The following is a 23,011-nucleotide window of genomic DNA, read 5'->3' as shown; positions in this document are numbered from 1 at the left end:
GACCTCGCTCCTGTCACTGTGATTGTTTTTTCCATTATACCAACATCCACAAAAGTTGTCTAACTGAAAATGGGACAAAAATCAAGCATTTTCTGAGATACGTTCTTCTTTGAGGATCTCGTACATTTTAGCTGCATCTTCTTTTTTAGTTGATTCGTGCAATTCTTGTACTTTTATTTCTAATACTTTATTTCCAAACTGAATACGCACCGTATCGCCAACTTTGATATCACTGCTGGATTTTGCCAATTTGCCATTGATTTGGATACGCCCTTTATCTGCTACTTCTTTTGCAACAGATCTACGTTTGATAATCCGGGATATTTTTAAAAATTTATCTAATCTCATTTTTTCCACCTCTTAATTTCAACAATTTTTTTCCAAACGGAACGAGCAGCCATTCTCGAATCGTTAATAATTTAACTTTGAGAGCCATTATAATGAAAACTGTCCCGCCAAAAAAGACCCCTCCAAGGCAAAAAATCAGCGCTTGCAGTCTTTTCGTCACTGGACCTCCACTCAACAGAGTGATCACACCATAATATAAAAACAGTGCGCAAGCCATGATCCCTAAACAAAGCAGGAGTTTTTTGCCATACCCTTGCTCTGTCCAAAAGCTGTTCAATGCTTTTTTCTCAGAAAACACAAAATAGATTAAAGTACCGATCAAACCTAAAAGGGTACTCAAACTCGCACCAGTTGTTCCTAAAAGATAGGTCAAGGGCCACGTCAGCAAACCTTTAAGCAAAAGGCCGCATCCTGCTGCATAAATCCCTACACGGAATTGGTTCCGACTTTGTTGGATGCTTTGATACGCTTGGATCGCAGCCATCAAAGCGACCGCAAAAACAAATAAGACCAACGCACTGTTGCCGGCACCATCTTTAAAAAGAGCGAAGTTGATATAAGGAAGCAGGATAGCCAAGCCAACTGCAGAAGCACTGGCAATCCCTAAAGTCAACCGCAAGTACATCTTAGCTGATTTTTCAAACAAGTGCTGATTTTTGACTGTCAGATATTTCGTCAATGTTGGCAAGAAAGTCGAACTTAGAGCCATCGCTACCACGAGACCTAACTGAACCAATGGCTGTCCTCGGTCATAGATCCCTTTTGCAATGCGGGCACTTTGTTCCGTCAAACCGCTGGCTTCAAGTGAGTTCGTCATCAGAAAGGAATCTGCCAACTGAAACAAAATCAAAAAACCGCTGTAAATGGTCAACAGTCCCCCTTCAATCAAAAAACGGCGACGCAAGGAAGGAGCATGTGCGGTAGGCATAGTTTTTGTGGGGATCGCTAACGACCGACCGGTGATTTTCCGACTATAATAGCTTAAAATCCCCCACGCTGCAAGTCCGCCAATCAATGCGCCGGACATTGCCAAAGTCCCTGTCTGATAAACATCCCATGAGAAGAGATGAAAAAAACTGGCCGCTACTAAAATCACTCCGACTCGAAGGAGCTGTTCTACTACTTGGGAAACTGCCGTCGGTACCATCTGTAAATTTCCTTGGAAACTCCCACGATAAAAAGTCAGGGGTGGTACAAAGAGGAATGTAAAGGATACCACGCGGATCAAAGATGCCAGTCCTGCGTCTCCCATGACCCGAGCGATAACATCGGCAAAGAAAAACGTCGTTGCCCATAGTCCAATCGCTGTCCAAAAAACATACGGATAGATGACTTGGATCTGGGCACGCTGCTTCTGAGGATCAGGTTGTTCGGCGATCACGCGCGAAATAAATTGCGGCAACCCAGATAAAGCCAATGTCATAGCTAATCCATAGATTGGATAGACTTGCTGATAGACGTAAAACCCTTCGTCACCAACTAAGTTTTGGAAAGGGACGCGGTAAACCGCACTTAACACCTTGGCAATGAAAGAAGCAATCGTTAAAATAAATGCTCCTTCCATCGTCCGTTTTAATTGTGACTTTGGCATCTTCTCCGCCCCTTTATAACTAATTTTCTTGTAACACGTATTTTTGTTCCCGTAGCGCTTTGACAAAATCTTGAATCTCTAACAGCCAAGTGCTTTCTTTCATCACAGCAGGAATCTGAAGTTTGATTGTCATCTGCTCGTGATCGACACCCATCGTCGCTTTAAGCTTGGTCGCTTTCAACGCTTCAAACAGCTGTTCGACAGAATAGTTTTTGGTGCCAACTTTACTTAACGTTAGGATCACTGTTTGCTGCTGTTTACGGATCGTATCTAACAATGCCCGATCCCCATTCATTTTGATTTCTCCGGCAGTTAATAGGTGAGCCACTTCGACCGGATATTCTCCAAAGCGATCAAGCAGATCATCCTGCAGCTCATCCACCGCTTCTTGAGAATCCAATTCACGGATGCGTTTATAAATTTCAATTTTTTGCCGTTCATCTTCTATATAAGAAGTTGGTAGATACGCATCGATGCCAAGATCGATCTCAACCGTTGTTTTCTCCGCTTGTGTATTTTTCCCTTGTTTACGCGCCACGGATTCTGACAGCATTTGAGAGTACATATCAAACCCAACAGCATCAATAAATCCGTGCTGTTGCGCCCCCAAGAGATTTCCTGCACCTCGAATCGAAAGATCACGCATCGCGATTTTAAATCCGGAACCTAATTCTGTAAAGTCTTTGATTGCCTGGAGCCGCTTTTCACTGACTTCGTTCAAAATTTTTTGCTGTTCGTACATAAAATAAGCATACGCAACACGATTGCTTCGACCGACACGACCTCGCAATTGATAAAGAGTAGACAAGCCCATGTAATCCGCATTTTCTACAAATAATGTATTGGCGTTCGGAATGTCGACCCCAGTTTCGATGATCGTGGTTGTCACCAACACATCGTATTGTCCTTCGATAAAATCAAACAATGTGTTTTCTAGCTGGATTTCTGTCATCTGCCCATGGGCATACCCAATACGCGCATCTGGAACTAACGCTTGGAGCTCTTCGACTTTACGTTCAATCGTATCTACTCGATTATAGAGATAAAAAACTTGTCCTCCCCGTGCCATCTCCCGCAAAATAGCTTCTCGAACTGCACCTGGATTCATTTCCATCACATAAGTTTGAATAGGATAGCGATTTTCCGGTGGCGTTTCAATCACAGAAAGATCCCGCACCCCCAACATGGACATATGCAGTGTCCGGGGAATCGGGGTAGCCGTCAATGTAAGAACATCGACTTGCGAGCGTAATTGTTTCAAGCGCTCTTTGTGTTTGACGCCAAAACGCTGTTCCTCATCGATCACCAATAATCCCAGATCTGCAAACTCTACATCTTTAGACAGCAGGCGATGCGTGCCAACTAAAATATCAATTTGGCCCTTTTTCACTTGCTCGATCGTTTCCGTTTGCTGTTTCTTCGTTCGAAAACGGCTTAACAAACCGACATTGACTGGAAACCCTTCAAAGCGATCCAGCATTGTTTCATAATGCTGTTGTGCTAAAATCGTTGTCGGCACCAGAAAGGCTACTTGCTTACTCTCTTTGATGGCCTTGAAAGCCGCCCGCAATGCCACTTCTGTCTTCCCAAAGCCAACATCTCCGACTAATAAGCGATCCATTGGTTTTTCTTTTTCCATATCACGTTTGATCTCCGCAGTGCTGCGTAATTGATCATCTGTCTCAGAGTAAGGAAAGGCATCTTCAAATTCTTTTTGATAGCCATCATCAGGCTGAAACGCGTAACCTTTCTCCGATTCGCGTTTTGCGTATAAAAGAATGAGATCATCTGCAATGTCCTCGATTTTTGCTGAAACTTTTCGTTTCGTTTTCGCCCACTCACTGCCGCCTAATTTATTGATCTTTGGCGTTTTAGATTCAGAGGCAACATATTTTTGAATCAGATTCAACTGGGTAACTGGAATAAACAGCTTATCATCATTTTGGTAGAGGATGGTCATGTAGTCTTGGTGTACACCATCTACTTCCAGCGTTTCCATACCAATGTATTTACCAATCCCGTGATTCGCATGGACGACATAGTCGCCGGCTTTTAATTCATTGTAACTCTTCAATCGCTCCGCATTGGTCACGTTTTGACGCCGCGTACGTTTCTTGTTGATTTTTTGGAAGATTTCCTTTTCTGTGACAATGACCAACTTATCTTGGGGCATTTCAAACCCGCTTTGCAGTGTTTCTACAACGATTTGCGTTCGACCTGTAAAGAGTCGATCTGCTGTGGTTTGTACTGCGTAAATGGAGTGATCACGAAAATCTTGTTCCAATTTTTTTGCTCGTTCTGAATCACTTACTAAAAAGACAACCGTTTGTTGTTGTTTCTCCCAGCGATCTACTTCAACTTTCAGCAAACCCATTTGGCTGAAAAATTGTTGCATTGGTCGATATTGAAAATTGTGGATCGCTTGAAAACGAAGATTTCCCATCCCCTTTTGAAAAAGCGAGAAGAAACTTGTAGAAAATTGTTCTTTTTGAATCAGCTGCTGGACATCTTGCCCGAAAGATTGCTCAGAAAAAACGCGAAGTTCTGCAATTTTTTGTGTATGCCACTCAGCTTCTTCTCGTTCAATCTCGCGGTTTGTCTCCATAATACGAGCATAATCATCGATCATCAGCAATGCATCTTTTGAAAAATAATCCAAAATGCTCGTCGGTTGCTGATACAAAAGATCCGCATAATAACGAGCATTCTCGTCAGGTATGCCACTTTGCCAAGCCGATGCTAATTGACCAAAATAATCTTCTAAAAAGTTTTTATCTGTGGTCTCTTTCACTACAGCGAGCCATTTCTTCAGCAACTCTTGCAGAACTTTTCGTCCATGAGCTAAATCAGCTGGCGAAAACACTAATTCTGTTGTGGGAACAATCGTTACTTCTGACAACGTTTCTACTGAACGCTGTGTTTCCACGTCAAAAGAGCGCATCGAGTCGATCTCCACATCGAAAAGCTCGATCCGCACCGGATATTCAGCTTTCAAAGGATAAATATCCAAAATGCTTCCACGAATACTAAATTCACCAGGTTTGCCAATCATTGATTGCCGCTCATACCCCATCAATACCAATTGCTGCGGTAACTGATCTAAATTGATCTCATCCCCCACATGCCAAGAAAATTGGTAGTTCAGCCAAGTATCTTTAGCAGGCAGATATTTCCGCAATGCAGCGATCGGCATGACGTAAATTCCTTTTTTTCCGGTAGCGACAGCATTCAATGCTGTCACTCGCTCCGCTCGAGCTTCTGGTGAAGCAAACGCCATTTCGGCCGACAACACTTCATCCACCGGAAAGACATACACGTCGTCAATAATATTCCGCAAATCTTCGGCAACTTGATTGGTATAATAAAGATTTGGTGTAACAACAATGACTTGCCGATCAAATTTCTGATAAGCTCCGGCAAAAGCTAATGTTTTTGCGGAACCCGCTAAGCCAGTCAATAGTTGCCGAGATGCGTGATCCGTTAATTGTTGGTGCCAGGCAGCGACTTGCGGCACCTTATTTATTAGTTCAATCAGATCCATACAGGTCCTCCTTAATTAAATCGATTCATTGTGGCAAGAAAATCACCGGTGGTCAAGTAATCGATACTTGCTGCTGCTGCTTTATCCAAGCTTTGCAGAATCATCGGCTGGTCTTCTTTAGCAAAAGGACTTAGAACGTGATCGACCACTGTCCTGCCTGGCTGTGGTCGATCGATCCCTACTTTGATGCGATCAAATACAGATGTACCAAGATGGGAAATCAAGCTCTTCATCCCGTTATGCCCCCCCGCACTGCCTTTTTGCCGCAAACGAATTTTGCCTAACGCTAAATCAAGATCATCATAGATAACCACGATCTCTTCAGGATAAACTCCATAATAAGTCATTAAAGGCCCTACTGCCCGGCCCGATTCATTCATGAAAGTCTGAGGTTTGACCAACATGATTTTTTCCCCGTTCATAAAAAATTCAGCAATTTCTGCTTCAAAAGCTGATGATTTAAAAGTAGCTTGGTATTTCTCCGCTAACGCATCGACTACCATAAACCCAACATTGTGTTTTGTTTTTTCGTATTTTTTGCCTGGATTTCCCAGACCTATAATCATTTTCATTTTTTGATCCGCTCCATTTTTTCAAAAAATTACCACCACAAAATACTGGGCACGACAATTCTGCCCAGTAAAAACGTTCACTACGATTATAACACATAACGGACTGTTACCGTGTCTTTCCTTTGCTCAGAATTTCTCTTTCTTAAAAAAAATCATTAGAAACCTTGATTTATCCTAATTCCTACAGGATAACAAAGAAAGCATTTACAAATGAAACAGCAAAAATATCTGTAACATTGTTGAGCAAATCACATGACAAAATTGCTTGAAAGTGTTAGGATGTTACCTAGTAAAACAAATATGCGGAAGGAATGATACACAAATGACTGCTAAGACAAATAAAAAAGATCACCAAAAGATAATCCTTGTTGGAGACGGTGCGGTTGGTTCCAGTTATGCATTTGCGTTAGTCACTCAAAATATTGCTCAAGAAATAGGGATCATTGATATAAATACAGCAAAAACAGAAGGAGATGCTATCGACTTATCTCATGCGTTAGCATTTACCTCACCCAAAAAAATCTATGCTGCCACTTATGCAGATGCACATGACGCCGATGTCGTGGTGATCACAGCTGGTGCGCCACAAAAACCTGGCGAAACTCGCTTGGATCTAGTCCACAAAAACTTAAAAATCAATCGTGAAGTAGTTACACAAATCGTTGATTCAGGATTTAACGGTATCTTCCTTGTCGCTGCAAATCCAGTAGATATTCTTACCTACTCAACATGGAAATTCTCAGGTTTTCCAAAAGAGCGCGTAATCGGTTCAGGAACTTCACTAGATTCTGCTCGTTTCCGTCAAGCATTAGCTGAGTTGATCGATGTTGATGCACGTAATGTCCATGCTTATATTTTAGGGGAACATGGCGATTCAGAATTCCCAGTTTGGTCTCATGCAAATGTTGCCGGATTGCAAATTTATGAATGGGTCAAAAACAACCCCGATATTGATGAAGAAGCAATGGTTAACTTGTTCTTCAGTGTTCGTGATGCAGCTTACACAATCATTGAGAAAAAAGGTGCTACTTTCTATGGTATCGCTGTTGCCTTGGCTCGTATCACTCGTGCCATTTTGGATGATGAAAATGCAGTACTGCCGCTTTCTGTCTTTATGAATGGCGAATACGGCTTAAAAGATATTTATATCGGTGCCCCTGCTATCATTAATGCCCAAGGAATCCAAAAAGTAATCGAAATTCCATTGACGGATGGAGAACAAGATCGAATGACTGCTTCTGCAAAACAATTGAAAGACATTCTAGATGAAGCTTTTGCGAAACTAGATGCGGAAGACAATCAATAAAACGATTGCTATAAGCCACTTACAAGAGTCTGTAACATAAGACCGAACAAGAAAGAGATCCTTTGAATCAAGATGCTTCGTGTACTTTGATCCAAAGAATATTGCGTAAAGCTGCTGTGCTTTTATCACACAGCAGCTTTCGTTGAATCACTTCTTGGTTGCTGTCCTATGAGCAGACTCTTTTTATAATTTAAGAATTCTCTATTTTTTCATGGAACTTTCACTTAATCAATTCGCTTTTCTTGTAGAATATGGTATGATTTAGCCGATCTATCATTTTTAAATCATCATAAAAGGAGCCTTTAAATGACACGATCCAACAAACACACACATACTCAGAGTAAGACGAAAAAGATCGTTCTGATCGCTATCGCTGCCGTTCTAGTCGTGATTGCGGGCGGATACACTTATCGAAGTACATATTATCAAGACCGTTTCTTGCCAAATACCTCGATCGATGATATTGACATCAGCAATAAAACGGTCGCTGAAGCCAATGATTTGTTGCATGACCGTTACAGCAAACAGTCTTTTACAATCAAAGAAGGCAATACGGATTGGAAAACCATCAATTTGGCTCAATTTGGTTTGCAAACGGATTTTTCAAAAGAATTGGAAGATTTGAAAGATGAACAAAACCAGTGGACATGGGGAATGGCCTATGTATCTGCTGCAGAAGATAAAAAACTAGGTACCGTTTCTGTTGATCAACAAAAGTTGACAAGTGAAACAGCCACAATCAAAGAGGCTTTGGAAACCTTAAATGAAGGTCGGACCGCTTCTAAAGATGCCACATTGAAAAAAGGAGATGATGGCTTCTCGATTGAACCAGAAGTTGTTGGTGATGCCATTGACGTCGAACAAACTGTCGCAGATTTACAAAAAGCAATTACTAGCGGCGAAAGTGAATTGGATTTGACTGCGTATCAAAAGAAACCTAGCGTTACTTCTGATGACAAAGAACTAGCAAAAGAAATGGAATCATTGAATAAAATTGCTCAAGTAAATGCTAATTATTCCATCAATGGCTCAACTTTCCAGATTCCGACCGCAACAATCATGGATTGGCTCTCTTATAAAGATGGAAAAACCACGATTGATGAAGAAAAAGTACGGAATTATGTAGCAGACCTAGGGAACCAATACAACACAAGCACCAATGCTTCTACGTTCAAAAGCACGAAACAAGGCGAGGTATCCGTACCAGCTGGGACACTAAGTTGGACGATCCAAACTGATTCTGAAACAAGTGCATTGATCGAAGCCTTAAAGACTGGAGAAGACTTTACTCGTTCCCCAGTGGTCTTGGGTAGTGCAGATCCAAGTGGTCCACTGTTTGGAAACACTTATATCGAAGTTGATTTAAAAAATCAACATATGTGGTATTACAAAGACGGTGCAGTCGCTCTTGAAACAGACATCATTTCTGGAAAACCTAAATCACCCACTCCTACAGGTGTATTTTACGTTTGGAACAAAGAACGGAATGCTACATTGACCGGCGAAGATTATTCTTCTCCTGTTGACTACTGGATGCCTATTGATTGGACCGGCGTTGGGATTCATGATTCAGATTGGCAACCAGAATATGGTGGCGATTTATGGAAGACCCGCGGGTCTCACGGATGTGTCAATACTCCACCAGGTGTGATGAAAGAATTATTTGGTATGGTAGAAGTAGGAACGCCTGTTATCGTTATTTAATCTATATAATCCAAAAAGGACGGAGAATTATTTCTCCGTCCTTTTTTATACCCGATTCTGGTTTCTGATCGTAATCGTCAGTACAAAAAGTAATATGCCCGATACGACCCAAATCGTTCGGTGAAAAAGAAACATACCTAATAAACTGCTGCTGACTGCCCCGAAGAAAAATCCTCCGATAATCATCGCGATATACTTGATCTTATAATCTACAGTAGCATCTTTTTTGAAGAAACGCTGATAAAGATAATCCGCCATTGAACGCAAATTTCCGGTCGTCATCGTCGTTGCATAGGGCATTCCAGCTAATCTGCGATAAGAAGCATATTGGATGGCTGCAAAAAAAGAAAGTCCAGAATCCACAAAGACATTTGGCAATGTCTGAGCAAAAAATCCTAAAAGAAAAATACCAAGTGCTTCAAAGAAGAGGGCTACATTTTGCCAAACAATTCTACCACCTGTTGGGAAACGATGCTGCAAGCCATTAGTCACTATGATCCCTATCAAAAACAGCAAAATTGGCGGTAAATATCTGGCAGCCTGTCCAAACTCTCCAGATGCCAAATTGATTCCTAACAAAATGACATTTCCTGATTGCATACTGGCAAACACTTCTCCATGAAAGAGATAGGTATATGCGTCTAAGAATCCCCCTGCCATTGCTAAGGCAACTCCTACTGGTAGACTTTCATGCACCACGATATCCGGTTGTCGTCTATTCGGATCATTTATTTTACTGCTGTGATCTGCTTGCATCTTTTCCGCCTCTATCTTTACTTTACTATTTCTAGCTGATTGATTGCATTTTAGTTATGGTTGCTGTTAAAAAATAATCTCATTTTCTTTTCTTGCCTCGCTTTTGCCAACTAAGAATCCCCCAACTAAGCAAGACAGCTGTCAGTGCTCCAGCTGAATCGAGCATGACATCTTGGAACAAAGGTGTACGGCCACCGGTCAACATTTGATGGTACTCATCCATCCCTGCATACCCTGTTGCTGCCAACCAGCCAAAGAAAGCTGACAGCCAATAGGGAATTTTTCGATAGCTCAATGATAGAAATAAGCTACCTCCTAATACAAAGTAAGTAAAGAAATGAGCCCCTTTACGAATAAAAAATTCCACAAAAGAAAAATAACCTTTTTCGGCAATACTGATTTCAGATCCTGCATAAGAGAAAGCGAATTTGCTCAACCATTCTTTCAATGGCTCTTCTTTTAACAGGCGAGAAAGCAAACCGACTTATGATTGTTGTTCATAAGTTTGTGACGAACTAATAAATAAAATCACCATCACAGCTACCGCAATCGTGAAATAAAAATTTGGTTCTTTCCACATTTTTTTCATCATCTCAGCCCCTCATTTTCTAATCTTACCATTTTCAGTATTCTCTGCAACTACTTTTCGAAGGGTGTGCTATACTTATTACCATCTGATAAACGAAAGGAGCAACACCCAAGATGACTTATTCTCTCAACTGGGACCTTGATTCGATTTTTTCAGGCGGCAGCACGTCTACCCAACTGCAAGAACGAATGTCCCAACTAGATGCACAAATCAAAACTTATCGCACAAAAGTAGATGCGTGGCAACCCGACAATGCCTCTCAACCAGAGGAATTAGCTGAATTATTATCATTGTCCGAAACAATCAGTAAAGGATTTTCTCAGTGCAGCAGCTTTATCAATGCATTGCTATCTGCCAACGTTAATGACAATCAGGCAAAATTACTTTCGGGCGAGCTCTATGCCAAATTGCCAATGCTACAAGCAGCCGAAACAGTTTTTTCGAAAAAATTGACAGAAATTTCTGATGAAGACTGGGAGACACTATTGAAAGAAGAACCCTTTGCGACTATCGCCTTTCGTTTGAGCGAAATTCGTCGCGACGGCAAGGAGCTTTTGTCGGAAGCAGAAGAAACGATTATTAACACACTTTCTTTAGACGGACTAAATGCTTGGAGTCAGCATTATGATACGATTGTTGCTTCGATTGCGATTCCATTTACCCGGTCGGATGGAACAACGATTACTCTTTCAGCTGGTCAAGCTTTCAACAAAATGATGGGTGACTCAGATCCTGAAGTTCGTGCTCAACTATTTGCGGAGTGGGAAAAAGCTTGGGGAGAAAAAGAAGATTTATTTGCCGATACATTGAATCATCTGGATGGATTCCGTCTCTCCAATTACAAACTGCACGGTGTAGATGACTATCTGAAGGAGCCTCTCGAGTATAATCGCCTGCAAAAAGCGACATTAGACGCAATGTGGGGAACGATCCAGAAGAACAAACAACCGATCGTGGACTTTTTGACACGAAAAGCCCAATTATTCGGAAAAGAAAAAATGGAGTGGCAGGATCAAGATGCTCCGATCATTTTAGGTGAAATGAAGGAACGTACCTATACATTCGATGAAGCAGCTGCTTTCATTTTAGAAAACTTTAAAAAATTCAGTCCCAAAATGGCTGATTTTGCGCAAGAAGCCTTTGAAAAAAGTTGGATCGAAGCAGAAGATCGTCCTGGCAAACGTCCTGGCGGTTATTGTACAAGTCTGCCTGAAACAAGAGAATCACGTATTTTCATGACTTATAGTAATTCCGTCAATGAGGTAGCCACTTTGGCGCATGAGTTAGGTCATGCTTTCCATAGTAGTGTTCTTTGGGACTTGCCGCAGCTTAATCAGGATTATGCGATGAATGTGGCTGAAACTGCAAGTACCTTTGCCGAACTAATCGTTGCTGATGCAACATTGAAAGAAGCAAAAACAAAAGAAGAAAAAATCAATTTGTTAGATGCCAAAATGCAAAATGCCATTGCCATGTTCATGAATATCCATGCCCGCTTTATTTTTGAAAACAGTTTTTACCAAGCACGGCAAAAAGGGCTGGTTTCTGCTGAACAAATCACAGAAATGATGGTGGCTGCACAAAAAGAAAGTTACGCCGATGGATTAGCTAGCTATCACCCACATTTCTGGGCGGCAAAACTACATTTCTTTATTGATGATGTTCCTTTCTATAACTTTCCTTACACATTTGGCTATCTTTTCAGCATGGGAATCTATGCTTATGCCAACCAAAAAGGGACGAGTTTTGAAGAAGAATATATTGCTTTGTTACAAGACACAGCTTCTATGCCGACGGAAGAATTGGCCCAAAAACATTTAGGCGTTGATCTGACAAAACCTGATTTCTGGCAAGCCGGAATCGATCGGGTCTTACAAGATATCGATACCTTCATGGAGTTGACAGAAGAATATTTATAACAAAAAACAAGCGCAGAAATCTGCGCTTGTTTTTTGTTACTATCAACTATTTAATAGTGTTAATCCGATAGTTAAATACCCCGCATAGAGACACCAAATCAGATAAGGTACAAAAAGATAGGTGGCTCTTTTATCGATTCGGGCAAATAAAAACATACAGACGATGACTGTCAAAACCAATAAGACGATAACCACTGTTCCTACCCAATAAAGATTCCAGCCAAAAAAGACAATACTCCACAAAAAGTTCAACACTTGCTGGATACCAAAGAAGATATAGGCTTGTTTCTTAAATGCTGGATTTACTTTCGCAATGATGAGTAAAAACAAAGCTGTCCCCATAAAGGCATATAAAATCGTCCAAACGATACCAATAATCCCTCCTGGAGGTGCCAAAAACGGTTTGTCCATTTGGGCATACGTCGCAGCAATATCACCCGCGAACAAGCTGGAAATAATCCCAGTAATCTCGATTCCTACCACACAAACAAGCCAAAGCAAAAATTTCATTTCTATCGCTCCCTTTCGTTCTCCACTTTTCTTCCGCTACTCGGTTAAATGAATCTAGCAACGGTTTGCTGCTTTTGCTTTAGTTTCTAATATTATGGTATCATTCCTACCTTCATTTCAAAAAAGTAATGCTCGTCTCAAAGAGATCGTTGGTCGATTTCAGCTCTAGTTGTCTAATAACGACCTGCTATACTTGCTTTGTTGTTGGGCAACATATTTATAAAGCGAACCATAACGGCTCTTGTACCCTTTCTTCCAAGGCTTGTCTTTACCACAAAAATGCAGCAATACAGTATGATTGATGACCCAGTCTAAGTCCCAGTGTCCTAGGCTGATCGTTTCATATGTACGGTTTTTTCTTACATCATAATTATATAGTTGGTCTGGAATTCCCAAGATCCGATCCCCATACAGCCCATTTAGAATATCTTGATCCGGTAAAAATAAATTCAATTGATTCTTCTGAATAAATGCCGCAATTTCTTTTTCTTTTACTTCTTGACGTAACTGAGTCAGATTCATCAGCAAAACGCCCGAATTGAAATATCCTTCAGACTCATAATTTTTGAGACGCACTTTATTGATGACTGTCGTAACCTCTGTTAATTTTGAATGGCTTGCTGCCGCATAAAGATGTTCTTCAAGCGGTAATTCATATAGCGGCTGCAAATCGTTGATACACAATATGTCTGCGTCTAAATATAAGACCTTATCTAGATCTTTCGGCAAATAATTTTGGGCCAATAACCGGTAATAGATCGACTCTGGATAACGATCACTGACAGGGGCTTGTTTAAAAATAGATCCTGTACCGATAATGACTGGATGGTAGACAATTCCCAGTCCATGACAAAATTGATTCAATTCCTCTGTCTGAGCAAGTTCCTTCTCTTGTAAAACAAATGCATCCAATCGGCTTGCCGATGTGTGCAACCAAATTGAATAGAGGGTTGTTTTTAATTGTTCTACAAACGTATCGTCAATCGCAAACAGCAGGTTCATACTTTTCTTCACTCCTTAAGCAATCATTGAAAACTGCTTGTATCTATCTTCGTACTATTAGTATACCTGATTCTCAGAATCTATACGAAAACAAACCATTCGGCCATCAAAAACAAAAAAACCAAAGCAGCGAGCACTTTGGTCGTTATGGTTTTCGATGATTTAAAAGATCTGGTTTCATGTCTAACATGGAATACCCGCGAACATCATACCGATTTCGGCTTCTTGAATAATCGATCGGTCTTCCCGATTCTAAATAAATAATCTGCTCTAATTCCAAAACTGGATCATCCGATTGACACTTCAAATATTGACGATCATACTCATCACTTTTCGCTGCTTGAAATGTCCGATAAGCACCGGCAAACTTATAATTCAACTCTTCTAACAAATAATCATATACCGATCGATGCAAGATTTCTTTCGTTAATCCCGTCACTAAATCTACTGGCATAAACGAATGTTCCAAAATATAAGGTTGCCCATCTAATATTCGCAAACGAATCACATGATATACCGGCTCTTCCGCAGCAACCTTCAACATCTCTTGTACTCTGCTATCTGGGAAACAGACTTCGAAGGTAATTACCTGACTTTGCAAATCTCTTTTTTGCATTTTCATCTGGTAACTAAGTCCTTTGTATTCGTTTACAGAAGACGTGTCACGATCCCAAAAAGAATGGTTCAACACTTTCGTCCCAGATCCTCGTTTCGAAAGCAACAGTCCCTCCATGATCAAAATATTGATGGCATTCTTAATGGTCATCCGACTGACACCAAATTCTTTTACTAACTCCGTTTGATGCGGCAGAAAGCTCTCTTTGGGATAAGTTCCATCTTTGATTCTTTTTCGAAGGACATCTGCTATCTCAACATACTTTGGCACAACATTCACCTCACATCCTATTAATTAAAAAAGACTGCGGCATAAGCAACAAAGACGACTACCCATCCTGTTGCTTTAGCCACCAACTAGCAACTAAAGCAACAGGATTGTCATTTTCATTCGTTCGGGTAGTTTCGTCTTGTTCTGACTTATGTCCCAGCCTAATTTTGATCGGTTAGATTTCTTTCAGACGACGATTTTCTTGGATCTGTGCCATCTTCACGAATGGAAGATAGATCACGATCGAGATAATCAAATTAACTGCAGCTAAGATTCCGCCAGCAATGCTTTGTGTTGACAAGATCCCACCAATGATCGGTGGTGTTGTCCAAGGCGCAATAACGGTACATGCTGGTACCAGTCCTGTTGCTGTGGCAAAATATGCAGTTGAAACTAATACAAGTGGTGTCAAAACATAAGGGATGAACAAAATTGGATTCAACACGACTGGCAATCCAAACATCACTGGTTCATTGATCATAAATACCCCTGGAGCCAATGATAATTTCGCTACAGTCATATAAGCTTTATGATGACGAGCAACCAAGAAAATTGCGATCAATAAGCCTAATGTTGCACCGGTACCACCTATATTAACAAATGAATCAAAAAACGGCTTATTTACAATATACGGCAATTTGTCTCCTGCTTCAAGCGCTTTCGTATTCGCTTCGATAGCTGGAATGTTAATCGTTTGCATAAATGGATCGATGATATTTGCACCATGTAAACCAAAGAACCAAAGGAAAGCAGAAATGAACCCTAGTAGCAATGCAGCTGGATAAGAGTTTGCCAATCCCATGAATGGTTGTTGCACAAGCTCATAGAAAGATAGAACCAAACTTGATACACCAAATGCTTGGAAGATTGCTGTGAACAATGCAAAAATCGAAATAGTGATCATTGCTGGGAACAGCGCTGCAAAAGAACGAGAAACTGCAGGTGGTACACCATCAGGCATGTTGATCACTAGACGAGGATTGCCTGCCAAACGACGGAAGATCTCAGTAGAAATAATAGCAACGATCAATGCCAAAAATAATCCTTGTGAACCAAGACCCGCAGCTGTCAGCAAACCATCAGCATCTGTGGCCATTGCACCTAATGCAAAAAAGCTGGCAACTGAAATTGCTCCTGCTCCTAATGCATCTTGGTCATAGCTCTTGGCCAAGTTATAAGAAACTGTGAATGCAATCAATAAAGCTAAAATAGAAAATGTACCTGCAGATAAATTATTGCCAAATGCTTGCCAGGTGCCTTCACCAAAAATACCGTTCATAAAATCAATATAAGCTGGAATAGGCAAATTATTGATCAATACCCCAAAAGATCCCAAGATCATCAATGGCATCGTTACGATAAAACCGTCACGAATCGCAACTAGATGACGTTGTGAACCGATTTTGGAAGCAATAGGAATAAAATGCTTCTCCATAAACGCGATAAACTTATTCATTTTTTTCTCCTTTCAAAAACCATCCTATAATTTAGTGAAACCGATTTCCTCTATAGAATACCACGCTTACATTTATAAGTCTAGTCTTTTTAGTTATAAAACTGAGCATGGATTATACAGTCCTATTCTTTTGCTATAGACAGCACCATTTTTTGACAATAAAAAAACACAGTGAAGCAATCTTCACTGTGTTTTGAATCAAAAGCCGTTATTGTCAGAAACCTCTTTGTACCAGCGACCAGATTTTTTAATTGTGCGCTTGGCATCATGATTCAAGTCAACTGAGATGAAGCCATAACGATTTTTATATGCGTTCGTCCAAGACCAGTTATCCATACATGTCCACATATGGTAGCCAACACAGTTGGTACCCTCTTGGATCGCTTGATGAACATACTTCAAGTGTTCTTTAACGAATTCGATTCGATAATCGTCCTCAATGATCCCTTCATCGTTGACAAAACGTTCTTCCCCTTCAACGCCCATGCCATTTTCAGAAATGTAGCATTTGATATTGCCATAATTCTCACGGGTATTGGTCAAGATATCATAAATCCCTTTTTCATAGATCTCCCATCCACGATAAGGGTTCATTTTTTTGTCAGGTTTATCATAATTATCAAAATAATCATCTGGTAATGGACCATTCGTGTGGTCGATCGGTGTTTCTTTTGCCATAATACGACGAGGCTGATAGTAATTGATGCCTAATAAGTCAATCGTGTTTTCTTGGATGATCACTAAATCTTCTGCTTCATGTTCCGGTATCATGTCTAATTCTTTGATGATCGTGACTAATTCTTCAGGAAATGTCCCTTTAACTGCTGGATCCAAAAAGGAACGGTTGAAGAAGGCATCGGCGATTTGGGCTGCTTTAACATCCTCCGGGTTTGCTTCATCTCTCGGATAGCTAGGTGTCAGATTCAAGATAATCCCTATCTCTCCACCCAATTCTAGCGCATGATATTCCTTGATTGCTTTCGCGCTCGCTAAGGTTTCATGGAAGCCGGCTTGAACAGCATGCTTCATGTTGATTTCGTTTGGATAGTGGAACTGATAGAGATAGCCACCTTCTATCGGAACGATTGGTTCATTATGAGTGAACCATTTTTTGACTTTTGTACCAAACAATTCAAAACAAGTTTTGGCAAAAACGACGTAAGCCTCAACTGTCTCACGACTTAACCAACCGCCTTTTTCCTGCAAGGCCATCGGCATATCAAAATGATACAAGTTGACGAAAGGTTCAATCCCATTTGCAATCAATTCATCGAAATAATCATGATAAAAAGCCACAGCTTCTTGATTAACTTCGCCAGTTCCTGCTGGAATCAAGCGACTCCACTGGATCGATGTCCGAAATGTATTGTGTCCTGTTTCTTTCATCAGTTGAATATCTTCTTTATACCGCTTATAGACTTGGGATGTTTTTTCGGGGCCTACACGGTCAAAGAATTTTTCTGGTTCTTGCTCATACCAGTAATCCCAAATACTGGGTCCTTTTTTGTCTCCTGGAAAAGTTCCTTCTGTCTGAGGACCGCTGGCAGCAGAACCCCACCAGAATCCTTCTGGAAATTGATACGTCATCTTTTTTACACTCCCTATTCATGCTTGATACTGTAATCATAAAGGAAGCACTACCAAAAATCAATCTTTTTATTGGATAATGTATAGACATTTAAAATAAAACATGATACATTATGAATTGTAATCGATTGCAAAAAGTTGTTAGGAGTGATTTTTAATGAACGGTTTTATGGATAAAATATCTGAAAAAATCTTGCCGCTAGCCAATGCGTTAGGGCAAAACCGCTACCTCACTGTATTACGAGATGCGTTCATGCTTTCTTTTCCCATTACGATGTTTGGTTCAATCGTAGTGGTTATCAACAATCTGCCTTTTTTCAATGATGCAACGAAAGGCACTCTAAGTACCCTGTTCGGTAATGGACAAAATGCAACAATGAGCATCATGACAGTTTTTGTTACTTTTGGTATCGGCTATTATTTGTCTAAGTCTTATGATGTTGAAGGGATCTTTGGAGGCGCTGTATCTTTTGCAAGCTTTTTGATTCTAACACCATTTTTCATGACTACAGAATCAGGTGAAACTATTACTGGCGTGCTATCTCTTGATCGCTTAGGTGCCAAAGGTATGTTCATCGGAATGATCGCTGCCTTCTTAGCTGCTGAGATTTATTGTCGCGTCACAAAACGCGGTTGGCAAATCAAAATGCCTGATGGGGTGCCACCTGCAGTAACGAAGTCATTTGCTGCTTTGATTCCAGCGATCGTTACGCTAACCATCTTTTTGATGATCAATGCGATCATGACCGGCGTCTTCCATGCGAACCTTCATGATGTAATCTATGAATTGATTCAAAAACCGTTAACAGGTCTTGGCAGCAGCTTACCTGCTACACTATTGGCACTGTTCTTGGTTCAGTTCTTATGGTTCTTTGGTCTTCATGGGCAAATCATTGTCAACTCTGTCATGGATCCTATCTGGAACACATTGATGTTGGATAATTTAGAAGCCTATCAAAATGGCGAAGCTTTACCCCATATCGTGACGAAACCATTCATGGAAACTTTCACGGTTGGTTTAGGGGGTTCTGGAATGACGCTAGCTGTTGTGATTTTGATGGCTTTTGTCCTAAAGAAAAAACAATACCGCGATGTTGGTCGTTTGGCTCTTGCTCCTGGTATCTTCAATGTAAATGAACCTGCTATTTTCGGAATGCCGATCGTACTGAATGCAACGATTTTGATTCCTTGGGTAGTAGCACCCCTAGTGGTGACAACTTTCAATTACCTTGTGATGGCAGCTGGTCTAGTTCCAGCACCAACTGGTGTGTCCGTACCTTGGACCGTGCCAGTGATCGCTAGCGGTGTGTTAGCAACCAACTCTTGGTTAGGTGGCTTGCTACAAGTCATTGATGTAGTACTTGTTGGTGTGATCTGGTATCCATTCTTGCGTATTTTGGATCGTCAACAAGAAGCTTCAATCAGTTAAAACAAAAAGACTGGCAGGTCAATCAACCTGTCAGTCTTTTATTTTAAAAAAAGGCTGCCGATTCGGATTGTCGAAATCGCTTTTTTCAGCTATACTCTTTGCGAGGTGAGGAGATGCCAAAATATCAAGAAATTGCCAATATTTTAAGAACAAGAATCAGAAATAAAACCTATCCTCCAGATAGTTTATTACCTAATCAAATAGATCTCGTTGAAGAGTTCCAAGTGAGCCGCATGACCATCAAAAAAGCGATCGGGATTCTCTCTATGGAAGGACTTGTCTATTCTCAGCGAGGAGCTGGAACTAAGATTTTGAATCATCCTTTCGTGGATCGAGATACGACAACATTAACGGAATATGTCGGCTTATCCACTGAAATGCGCAAAGCAAATCGGCCATTGACTAGTGAAGTCATTGATTTTCAAGTGGCTTTTCCGAACAAGGAGATCCAAGAAAAACTGATGCTGACAGAAGAACAACCCGTCTATAAGATCATTCGTCTGCGAATTTTAGAAGGCAAACCATTTATTCTGGAGCATACGTACATGCCGGTCCATTTAGTTCCTAATCTAAAACGTTCTCACTTGGAAACTTCTATCTATCAGTATGTAAAAGAAGAACTAGGCATTCAATTTGTCGGTGCTTATCGGACGATTTCTGCGGATAAAAGCTCGTTATATGATCAGAAATATCTGGCTTGCGATCCAACCGATCCAGTATTAGAAATTCAACAAATCGTTTACCAAAAAAATGGCTCACCGATCGAATACTCCCGCAGTCGCAACCGTTATGATACGCGGGTATATTCCTATTTAGACGTTCAACGATAATAAACAGCCAAAGCGGCGCAGTAAAACTAGACAAAAGAACAACCAAAATATAGAGAAGAGATTTTTCGGTTTTTGGGTGTATTAGTCTTGTTCACTGCTCGCTTTGACTGTTTTTATTTTTGATCCATTGCTTTACTTGCTCTCCTCTCGATGTTTATCAGATAGTAAGTAAACGATAAGGCGTATCTTTTAAAGCAGCTGTCACCGTTTGATCTGAGGCATCGCCTGTGACGGTCGCAGTTTTCTTGTTCAAATCAACTGTAACTTCGGTAACACCGACTACTTGAGCAAGTGTTTCTCGTACCGTTTTTGCACAGCCTTCGCATTTCATGCCGTCGACTTGATATGTTTTTTTCATAATGATCCTTCTTTCTTCTCTATTTTGTTATTGGTTTCTTGCTGCTCGTTTACTGACTGGAGTGAACCGTTTTAAACGTAGCGCATTCAATAAGACGGAAACTGAACTAAAACTCATGGCTGCCCCTGCAATCATCGGATTCAAAAGCGGTCCGCCAAAAAGATGCAGTAATCCCATGGCAACAGGGATTCCCAAAACATTATAAGCAAATGCCCAGAAAAGATTTTCTTTGATATTCTTGATGGTTGCTCGACTCAATTCCACTGCAGTCGGAACATCCAGCAAGTCACTACGCATCAACACGATATCTGCAGATTCAATGGCGACATCCGTTCCTGAGCCAATGGCGATACCGACGTCTGCTTTGGCTAAAGCTGGTGCATCATTGATTCCGTCACCTACCATGGCAACTTTTTGTCCAGTTTGCTGCAGTTCTGCCACTTTAGCCGCCTTATCTTCTGGCAACACATCACTAATGACTTCATCGATACCTACTTGATCAGCAATGGCTTGTGCTGTTCGCGAATTATCCCCTGTGATCATCGCCACTTTGATGCCCATTTGATGCAGACGTTCAATGGCTTGTGCGCTGCTTGTTTTCACCGTATCGGCCACAGCAATCAACCCAATCAATGCGCCGTCCATGGCAACATACATTGGTGTTTTCCCTTGGTTTGCTAAGCCTTCGGCAGATGCAATTACAGATGAGACATCTATTTGTTTTTGATCCATCAACTTTTTGTTTCCTAACAGCACGTCTTTTCCATCCAATCTTCCCGTGATTCCATGACCAGGGACGGCTTGGAAATGACTAACTGAAGAAAATGTTAATTTCTGTTGTTTGGCAGCGGCTACGATAGCTTCTCCCAGTGGATGCTCCGATCCATCTTCTGCAGAAGCTGCTAGCTGCAAGACCGTTTCTTTCGTATGTTCGCCATAAGGTAAAAGATCTGTCACAACTGGTTTCCCTTCTGTGATCGTCCCGGTTTTGTCAAAAACGATCGTTGTGATGTTGCGAGTCGTTTCTAATGCATCACCGCTTTTGATCAATACACCATTCTCGGCGCCTTTCCCAGTTCCCACCATGATTGCCGTTGGTGTTGCTAATCCTAAGGCACAGGGGCAGGCAATGACTAATACCGAAATAGTGATCGTCAGTGCAAAGATCCACGACTCTTGTCCGAAGAAAAACCATGCCAGTCCTGCTAGTAACGCTAAGCCAATCACGATCGGAACAAAAACACCCGAAACTTTGTCAGCTAATCGTGCAATTGGGGCTTTCGAACCTTGGGCATCTTCCACTAGCTGGATGATCTGTGCCAGAGTGGTATCCTTGCCAACTTTTGTCGCCTGATAGCGAAACGTACCCGTTTTATTGATACTCGCTCCAACAACTGAATCACCAGGTTGTTTCTCCACCGGAAGGCTCTCTCCAGTGATCATTGACTCATCCACTGCTGAATGTCCTACTATCAGTTGTCCGTCCACAGGAATTTTTTCACCGGGACGAACAATCACAATATCGCCAGCCACGACTTGCTCGACTGGCACTTCCATTTCTGAATCATTTTTTAAGATCCGAGCAGTTTTTGGTGCTAAATCCAATAATTTCTTGATAGCTTCAGAGGTCTTGCCTTTTGATACGGATTCAAGGTATTTGCCTAGTGTAATTAATGTGAGGATCACCGCAGCTGATTCATAGTATAAATGCATCGCGAAATGCGTCTCTCCTAAATAAACCATGACCGTTCCATACAAACTATATAAAAAAGCCGCACTGGTTCCTAACGCCACCAGAGAGTCCATATTAGGATGCCCTTTGAACAACGCTTTGAAGCCATTGCTAAAAAAAGCACCGCCAAAAATCATGACAGGGAGCACAAGGAACAATTGTGTACTAACAAATGCTACAGGCTGTGTCATAGGGTTCAAAAAGGAAGGGAGCGGCAGACCGATCATTTCGCCCATTGCTAAATAAAATAATGGCACGGTAAAAATGGCAGACAACCAAAATCGTTGCCATAACTTTTGAATTGGGTCTTTCTTTGCCGATTGCGGCTCCGCAGTTTTTTCGCCAAAAGCTTGATATCCTGCTTTAGCTACTGCCTCTTCAATGGTAGCTGTATTAAGTTGCTGCTTGTCGTAACGAACTGTCAATTTTTCCGTGGCTAAATTGACAGTAGCCGCTTGAACACCTGCAAGTTTGTTCACGGCTTTTTCAACCGTCTGGGCACAAGAAGCACAGGTCATCCCTTCAATCTGGAATGTTGCTTGCTGCTGATTTCCTATAAGAGAGTAGCCGGCATCGGCTACTGTTTTTGCTAAGAGTTGTTCATCTACCTGAGTTTCATCGTAGCGAACGTGAAGTTTTTCCGTCGCCAAATTGACGGAGGCTTCTTCGATACCTGTGACTTTGCTGACGGCCTTCTCGACCGTCTGAGCACAAGAGGCACAGGTCATTCCTTCGATTGCATAGTTTCCTTCAGCCATTTTTATTCCTCCTTAATGAAATATCGTACTGGGTTCCTCAAATAAGCGAAAGAGGCTACCTTTTGATTACAACTGTAATCTCTACTCTTCTACTTTACCTCCACCGTTTACATTTGTCAACGATTTTCATTCTACAA

17 protein-coding genes and 1 pseudogene are annotated in these 23,011 nt (G+C 41.2%); 5 read left to right on the top strand and 13 right to left on the bottom strand.

Features of this window, described 5'->3' with window-relative positions; all coding sequences use genetic code 11:
- Window positions 1–81 precede the first annotated feature (81 nt).
- Genes IGJ28_RS03150 through pth form a run of 4 tightly spaced genes read right to left on the bottom strand, consistent with a single transcriptional unit; the run spans window position 82 to window position 6,052 of the window.
- A complete protein-coding gene (locus tag IGJ28_RS03150; RefSeq protein WP_005472932.1) occupies window positions 82–348 on the bottom strand; it encodes an RNA-binding S4 domain-containing protein in 267 nt (88 codons plus the stop codon).
- Window positions 335–1,939, bottom strand: coding sequence for a putative polysaccharide biosynthesis protein (locus IGJ28_RS03145; RefSeq protein WP_081131812.1), 1,605 nt, complete (start codon window positions 1,937–1,939; stop codon window positions 335–337). The genes IGJ28_RS03150 and IGJ28_RS03145 overlap by 14 nt, the downstream gene beginning before the upstream one ends.
- Before the next feature lie 19 nt (window positions 1,940–1,958).
- Entirely contained in the window at window positions 1,959–5,480 is a 3,522-nt protein-coding gene (mfd, locus tag IGJ28_RS03140) for a transcription-repair coupling factor (protein WP_438845135.1), read from the bottom strand.
- Window positions 5,481–5,491: 11 nt separating this feature from the next.
- Window positions 5,492–6,052: an aminoacyl-tRNA hydrolase gene (gene pth, locus IGJ28_RS03135; RefSeq protein WP_003129124.1), complete on the bottom strand. Its 561-nt coding sequence runs from the start codon at window positions 6,050–6,052 to the stop codon at window positions 5,492–5,494.
- A gap of 322 nt (window positions 6,053–6,374) precedes the next feature.
- On the opposite strand from pth, the gene IGJ28_RS03130 reads away from it, so the two are divergent.
- Together IGJ28_RS03130 and IGJ28_RS03125 are read left to right on the top strand one after the other, a co-directional pair.
- Complete coding sequence (locus tag IGJ28_RS03130) at window positions 6,375–7,358, top strand: L-lactate dehydrogenase (RefSeq protein WP_060815444.1); 984 nt, start codon at window positions 6,375–6,377, stop codon at window positions 7,356–7,358.
- 306 nt (window positions 7,359–7,664) lie between these two features.
- Window positions 7,665–9,062: a L,D-transpeptidase family protein gene (locus IGJ28_RS03125; protein ID WP_431382992.1), complete on the top strand. Its 1,398-nt coding sequence runs from the start codon at window positions 7,665–7,667 to the stop codon at window positions 9,060–9,062.
- A 45-nt stretch (window positions 9,063–9,107) separates the two neighbouring features.
- Here IGJ28_RS03125 and IGJ28_RS03120 read toward each other — a convergent pair whose 3' ends face one another.
- Together IGJ28_RS03120 and IGJ28_RS03115 are read right to left on the bottom strand one after the other, a co-directional pair.
- Window positions 9,108–9,818 carry a YoaK family protein gene (locus IGJ28_RS03120; protein ID WP_003129120.1) on the bottom strand — a complete coding sequence of 237 codons (711 nt, stop codon included), beginning with the start codon at window positions 9,816–9,818 and terminating at the stop codon, window positions 9,108–9,110.
- A gap of 79 nt (window positions 9,819–9,897) precedes the next feature.
- Window positions 9,898–10,407: pseudogene (locus IGJ28_RS03115) on the bottom strand (VanZ family protein).
- Between the two features lie 113 nt (window positions 10,408–10,520).
- Between IGJ28_RS03115 and IGJ28_RS03110 the strand changes: the two are divergent.
- Window positions 10,521–12,326: a M3 family oligoendopeptidase gene (locus IGJ28_RS03110; protein WP_438845134.1), complete on the top strand. Its 1,806-nt coding sequence runs from the start codon at window positions 10,521–10,523 to the stop codon at window positions 12,324–12,326.
- 42 nt (window positions 12,327–12,368) lie between these two features.
- On the opposite strand, the gene IGJ28_RS03105 is transcribed toward IGJ28_RS03110, so the two are convergent.
- From IGJ28_RS03105 to IGJ28_RS03085, 5 genes are all read right to left on the bottom strand, one after another.
- Window positions 12,369–12,836, bottom strand: coding sequence for a TspO/MBR family protein (locus IGJ28_RS03105; RefSeq protein WP_060815440.1), 468 nt, complete (start codon window positions 12,834–12,836; stop codon window positions 12,369–12,371).
- Window positions 12,837–13,001: 165 nt separating this feature from the next.
- The gene (locus tag IGJ28_RS03100) at window positions 13,002–13,838 is read right to left on the bottom strand and encodes a glycosyltransferase family 8 protein (protein WP_438845133.1); all 837 of its coding nucleotides are present in this window, start codon (window positions 13,836–13,838) and stop codon (window positions 13,002–13,004) included.
- A gap of 145 nt (window positions 13,839–13,983) precedes the next feature.
- Window positions 13,984–14,724 carry a GntR family transcriptional regulator gene (locus IGJ28_RS03095; protein ID WP_003129115.1) on the bottom strand — a complete coding sequence of 247 codons (741 nt, stop codon included), beginning with the start codon at window positions 14,722–14,724 and terminating at the stop codon, window positions 13,984–13,986.
- Between the two features lie 175 nt (window positions 14,725–14,899).
- Window positions 14,900–16,180, bottom strand: coding sequence for a PTS sugar transporter subunit IIC (locus tag IGJ28_RS03090; protein ID WP_060815438.1), 1,281 nt, complete (start codon window positions 16,178–16,180; stop codon window positions 14,900–14,902).
- A 198-nt stretch (window positions 16,181–16,378) separates the two neighbouring features.
- Window positions 16,379–17,767: a glycoside hydrolase family 1 protein gene (locus IGJ28_RS03085; protein ID WP_103300654.1), complete on the bottom strand. Its 1,389-nt coding sequence runs from the start codon at window positions 17,765–17,767 to the stop codon at window positions 16,379–16,381.
- 157 nt (window positions 17,768–17,924) lie between these two features.
- Here IGJ28_RS03085 and celB point away from each other — a divergent pair, with 157 nt between their 5' ends.
- Together celB and IGJ28_RS03075 are read left to right on the top strand one after the other, a co-directional pair.
- Window positions 17,925–19,196, top strand: coding sequence for a PTS cellobiose transporter subunit IIC (gene celB / locus IGJ28_RS03080; protein WP_103300655.1), 1,272 nt, complete (start codon window positions 17,925–17,927; stop codon window positions 19,194–19,196).
- Between the two features lie 113 nt (window positions 19,197–19,309).
- The gene (locus IGJ28_RS03075; protein ID WP_060813648.1) at window positions 19,310–20,026 is read left to right on the top strand and encodes a GntR family transcriptional regulator; all 717 of its coding nucleotides are present in this window, start codon (window positions 19,310–19,312) and stop codon (window positions 20,024–20,026) included.
- Between the two features lie 157 nt (window positions 20,027–20,183).
- Here IGJ28_RS03075 and IGJ28_RS03070 read toward each other — a convergent pair whose 3' ends face one another.
- On the bottom strand, window positions 20,184–20,384 hold the full coding sequence (locus tag IGJ28_RS03070; RefSeq protein WP_103300656.1) for a heavy-metal-associated domain-containing protein: 201 nt from the start codon (window positions 20,382–20,384) through the stop codon (window positions 20,184–20,186).
- Window positions 20,385–20,411: 27 nt separating this feature from the next.
- The gene (locus IGJ28_RS03065) at window positions 20,412–22,874 is read right to left on the bottom strand and encodes a heavy metal translocating P-type ATPase (RefSeq protein WP_438845132.1); all 2,463 of its coding nucleotides are present in this window, start codon (window positions 22,872–22,874) and stop codon (window positions 20,412–20,414) included.
- Between the last annotated feature and the right edge of the window lie 137 nt (window positions 22,875–23,011).

The organism is Enterococcus sp. AZ091, assembly GCF_051714805.1.
GTDB lineage: Bacteria > Bacillota > Bacilli > Lactobacillales > Enterococcaceae > Enterococcus_D > Enterococcus_D gallinarum.
Note: the sequence above shows the minus strand (reverse complement) of the source record. Positions and strands in the feature narration are given on the sequence as shown.

Coding starts and splice junctions, on each gene's coding strand:
- IGJ28_RS03150 (WP_005472932.1), bottom strand. CDS start 348: ATGAGATTAGATAAATTTTTAAAAATATCCCGGATTATCAAACGTAGA.
- IGJ28_RS03145 (WP_081131812.1), bottom strand. CDS start 1,939: ATGCCAAAGTCACAATTAAAACGGACGATGGAAGGAGCATTTATTTTA.
- mfd (WP_438845135.1), bottom strand. CDS start 5,480: ATGGATCTGATTGAACTAATAAATAAGGTGCCGCAAGTCGCTGCCTGG.
- pth (WP_003129124.1), bottom strand. CDS start 6,052: ATGAAAATGATTATAGGTCTGGGAAATCCAGGCAAAAAATACGAAAAA.
- IGJ28_RS03130 (WP_060815444.1), top strand. CDS start 6,375: ATGACTGCTAAGACAAATAAAAAAGATCACCAAAAGATAATCCTTGTT.
- IGJ28_RS03125 (WP_431382992.1), top strand. CDS start 7,665: ATGACACGATCCAACAAACACACACATACTCAGAGTAAGACGAAAAAG.
- IGJ28_RS03120 (WP_003129120.1), bottom strand. CDS start 9,818: ATGCAAGCAGATCACAGCAGTAAAATAAATGATCCGAATAGACGACAA.
- IGJ28_RS03110 (WP_438845134.1), top strand. CDS start 10,521: ATGACTTATTCTCTCAACTGGGACCTTGATTCGATTTTTTCAGGCGGC.
- IGJ28_RS03105 (WP_060815440.1), bottom strand. CDS start 12,836: ATGAAATTTTTGCTTTGGCTTGTTTGTGTGGTAGGAATCGAGATTACT.
- IGJ28_RS03100 (WP_438845133.1), bottom strand. CDS start 13,838: ATGAACCTGCTGTTTGCGATTGACGATACGTTTGTAGAACAATTAAAA.
- IGJ28_RS03090 (WP_060815438.1), bottom strand. CDS start 16,180: ATGAATAAGTTTATCGCGTTTATGGAGAAGCATTTTATTCCTATTGCT.
- IGJ28_RS03085 (WP_103300654.1), bottom strand. CDS start 17,767: ATGACGTATCAATTTCCAGAAGGATTCTGGTGGGGTTCTGCTGCCAGC.
- celB (WP_103300655.1), top strand. CDS start 17,925: ATGAACGGTTTTATGGATAAAATATCTGAAAAAATCTTGCCGCTAGCC.
- IGJ28_RS03075 (WP_060813648.1), top strand. CDS start 19,310: ATGCCAAAATATCAAGAAATTGCCAATATTTTAAGAACAAGAATCAGA.
- IGJ28_RS03070 (WP_103300656.1), bottom strand. CDS start 20,384: ATGAAAAAAACATATCAAGTCGACGGCATGAAATGCGAAGGCTGTGCA.
- IGJ28_RS03065 (WP_438845132.1), bottom strand. CDS start 22,874: ATGGCTGAAGGAAACTATGCAATCGAAGGAATGACCTGTGCCTCTTGT.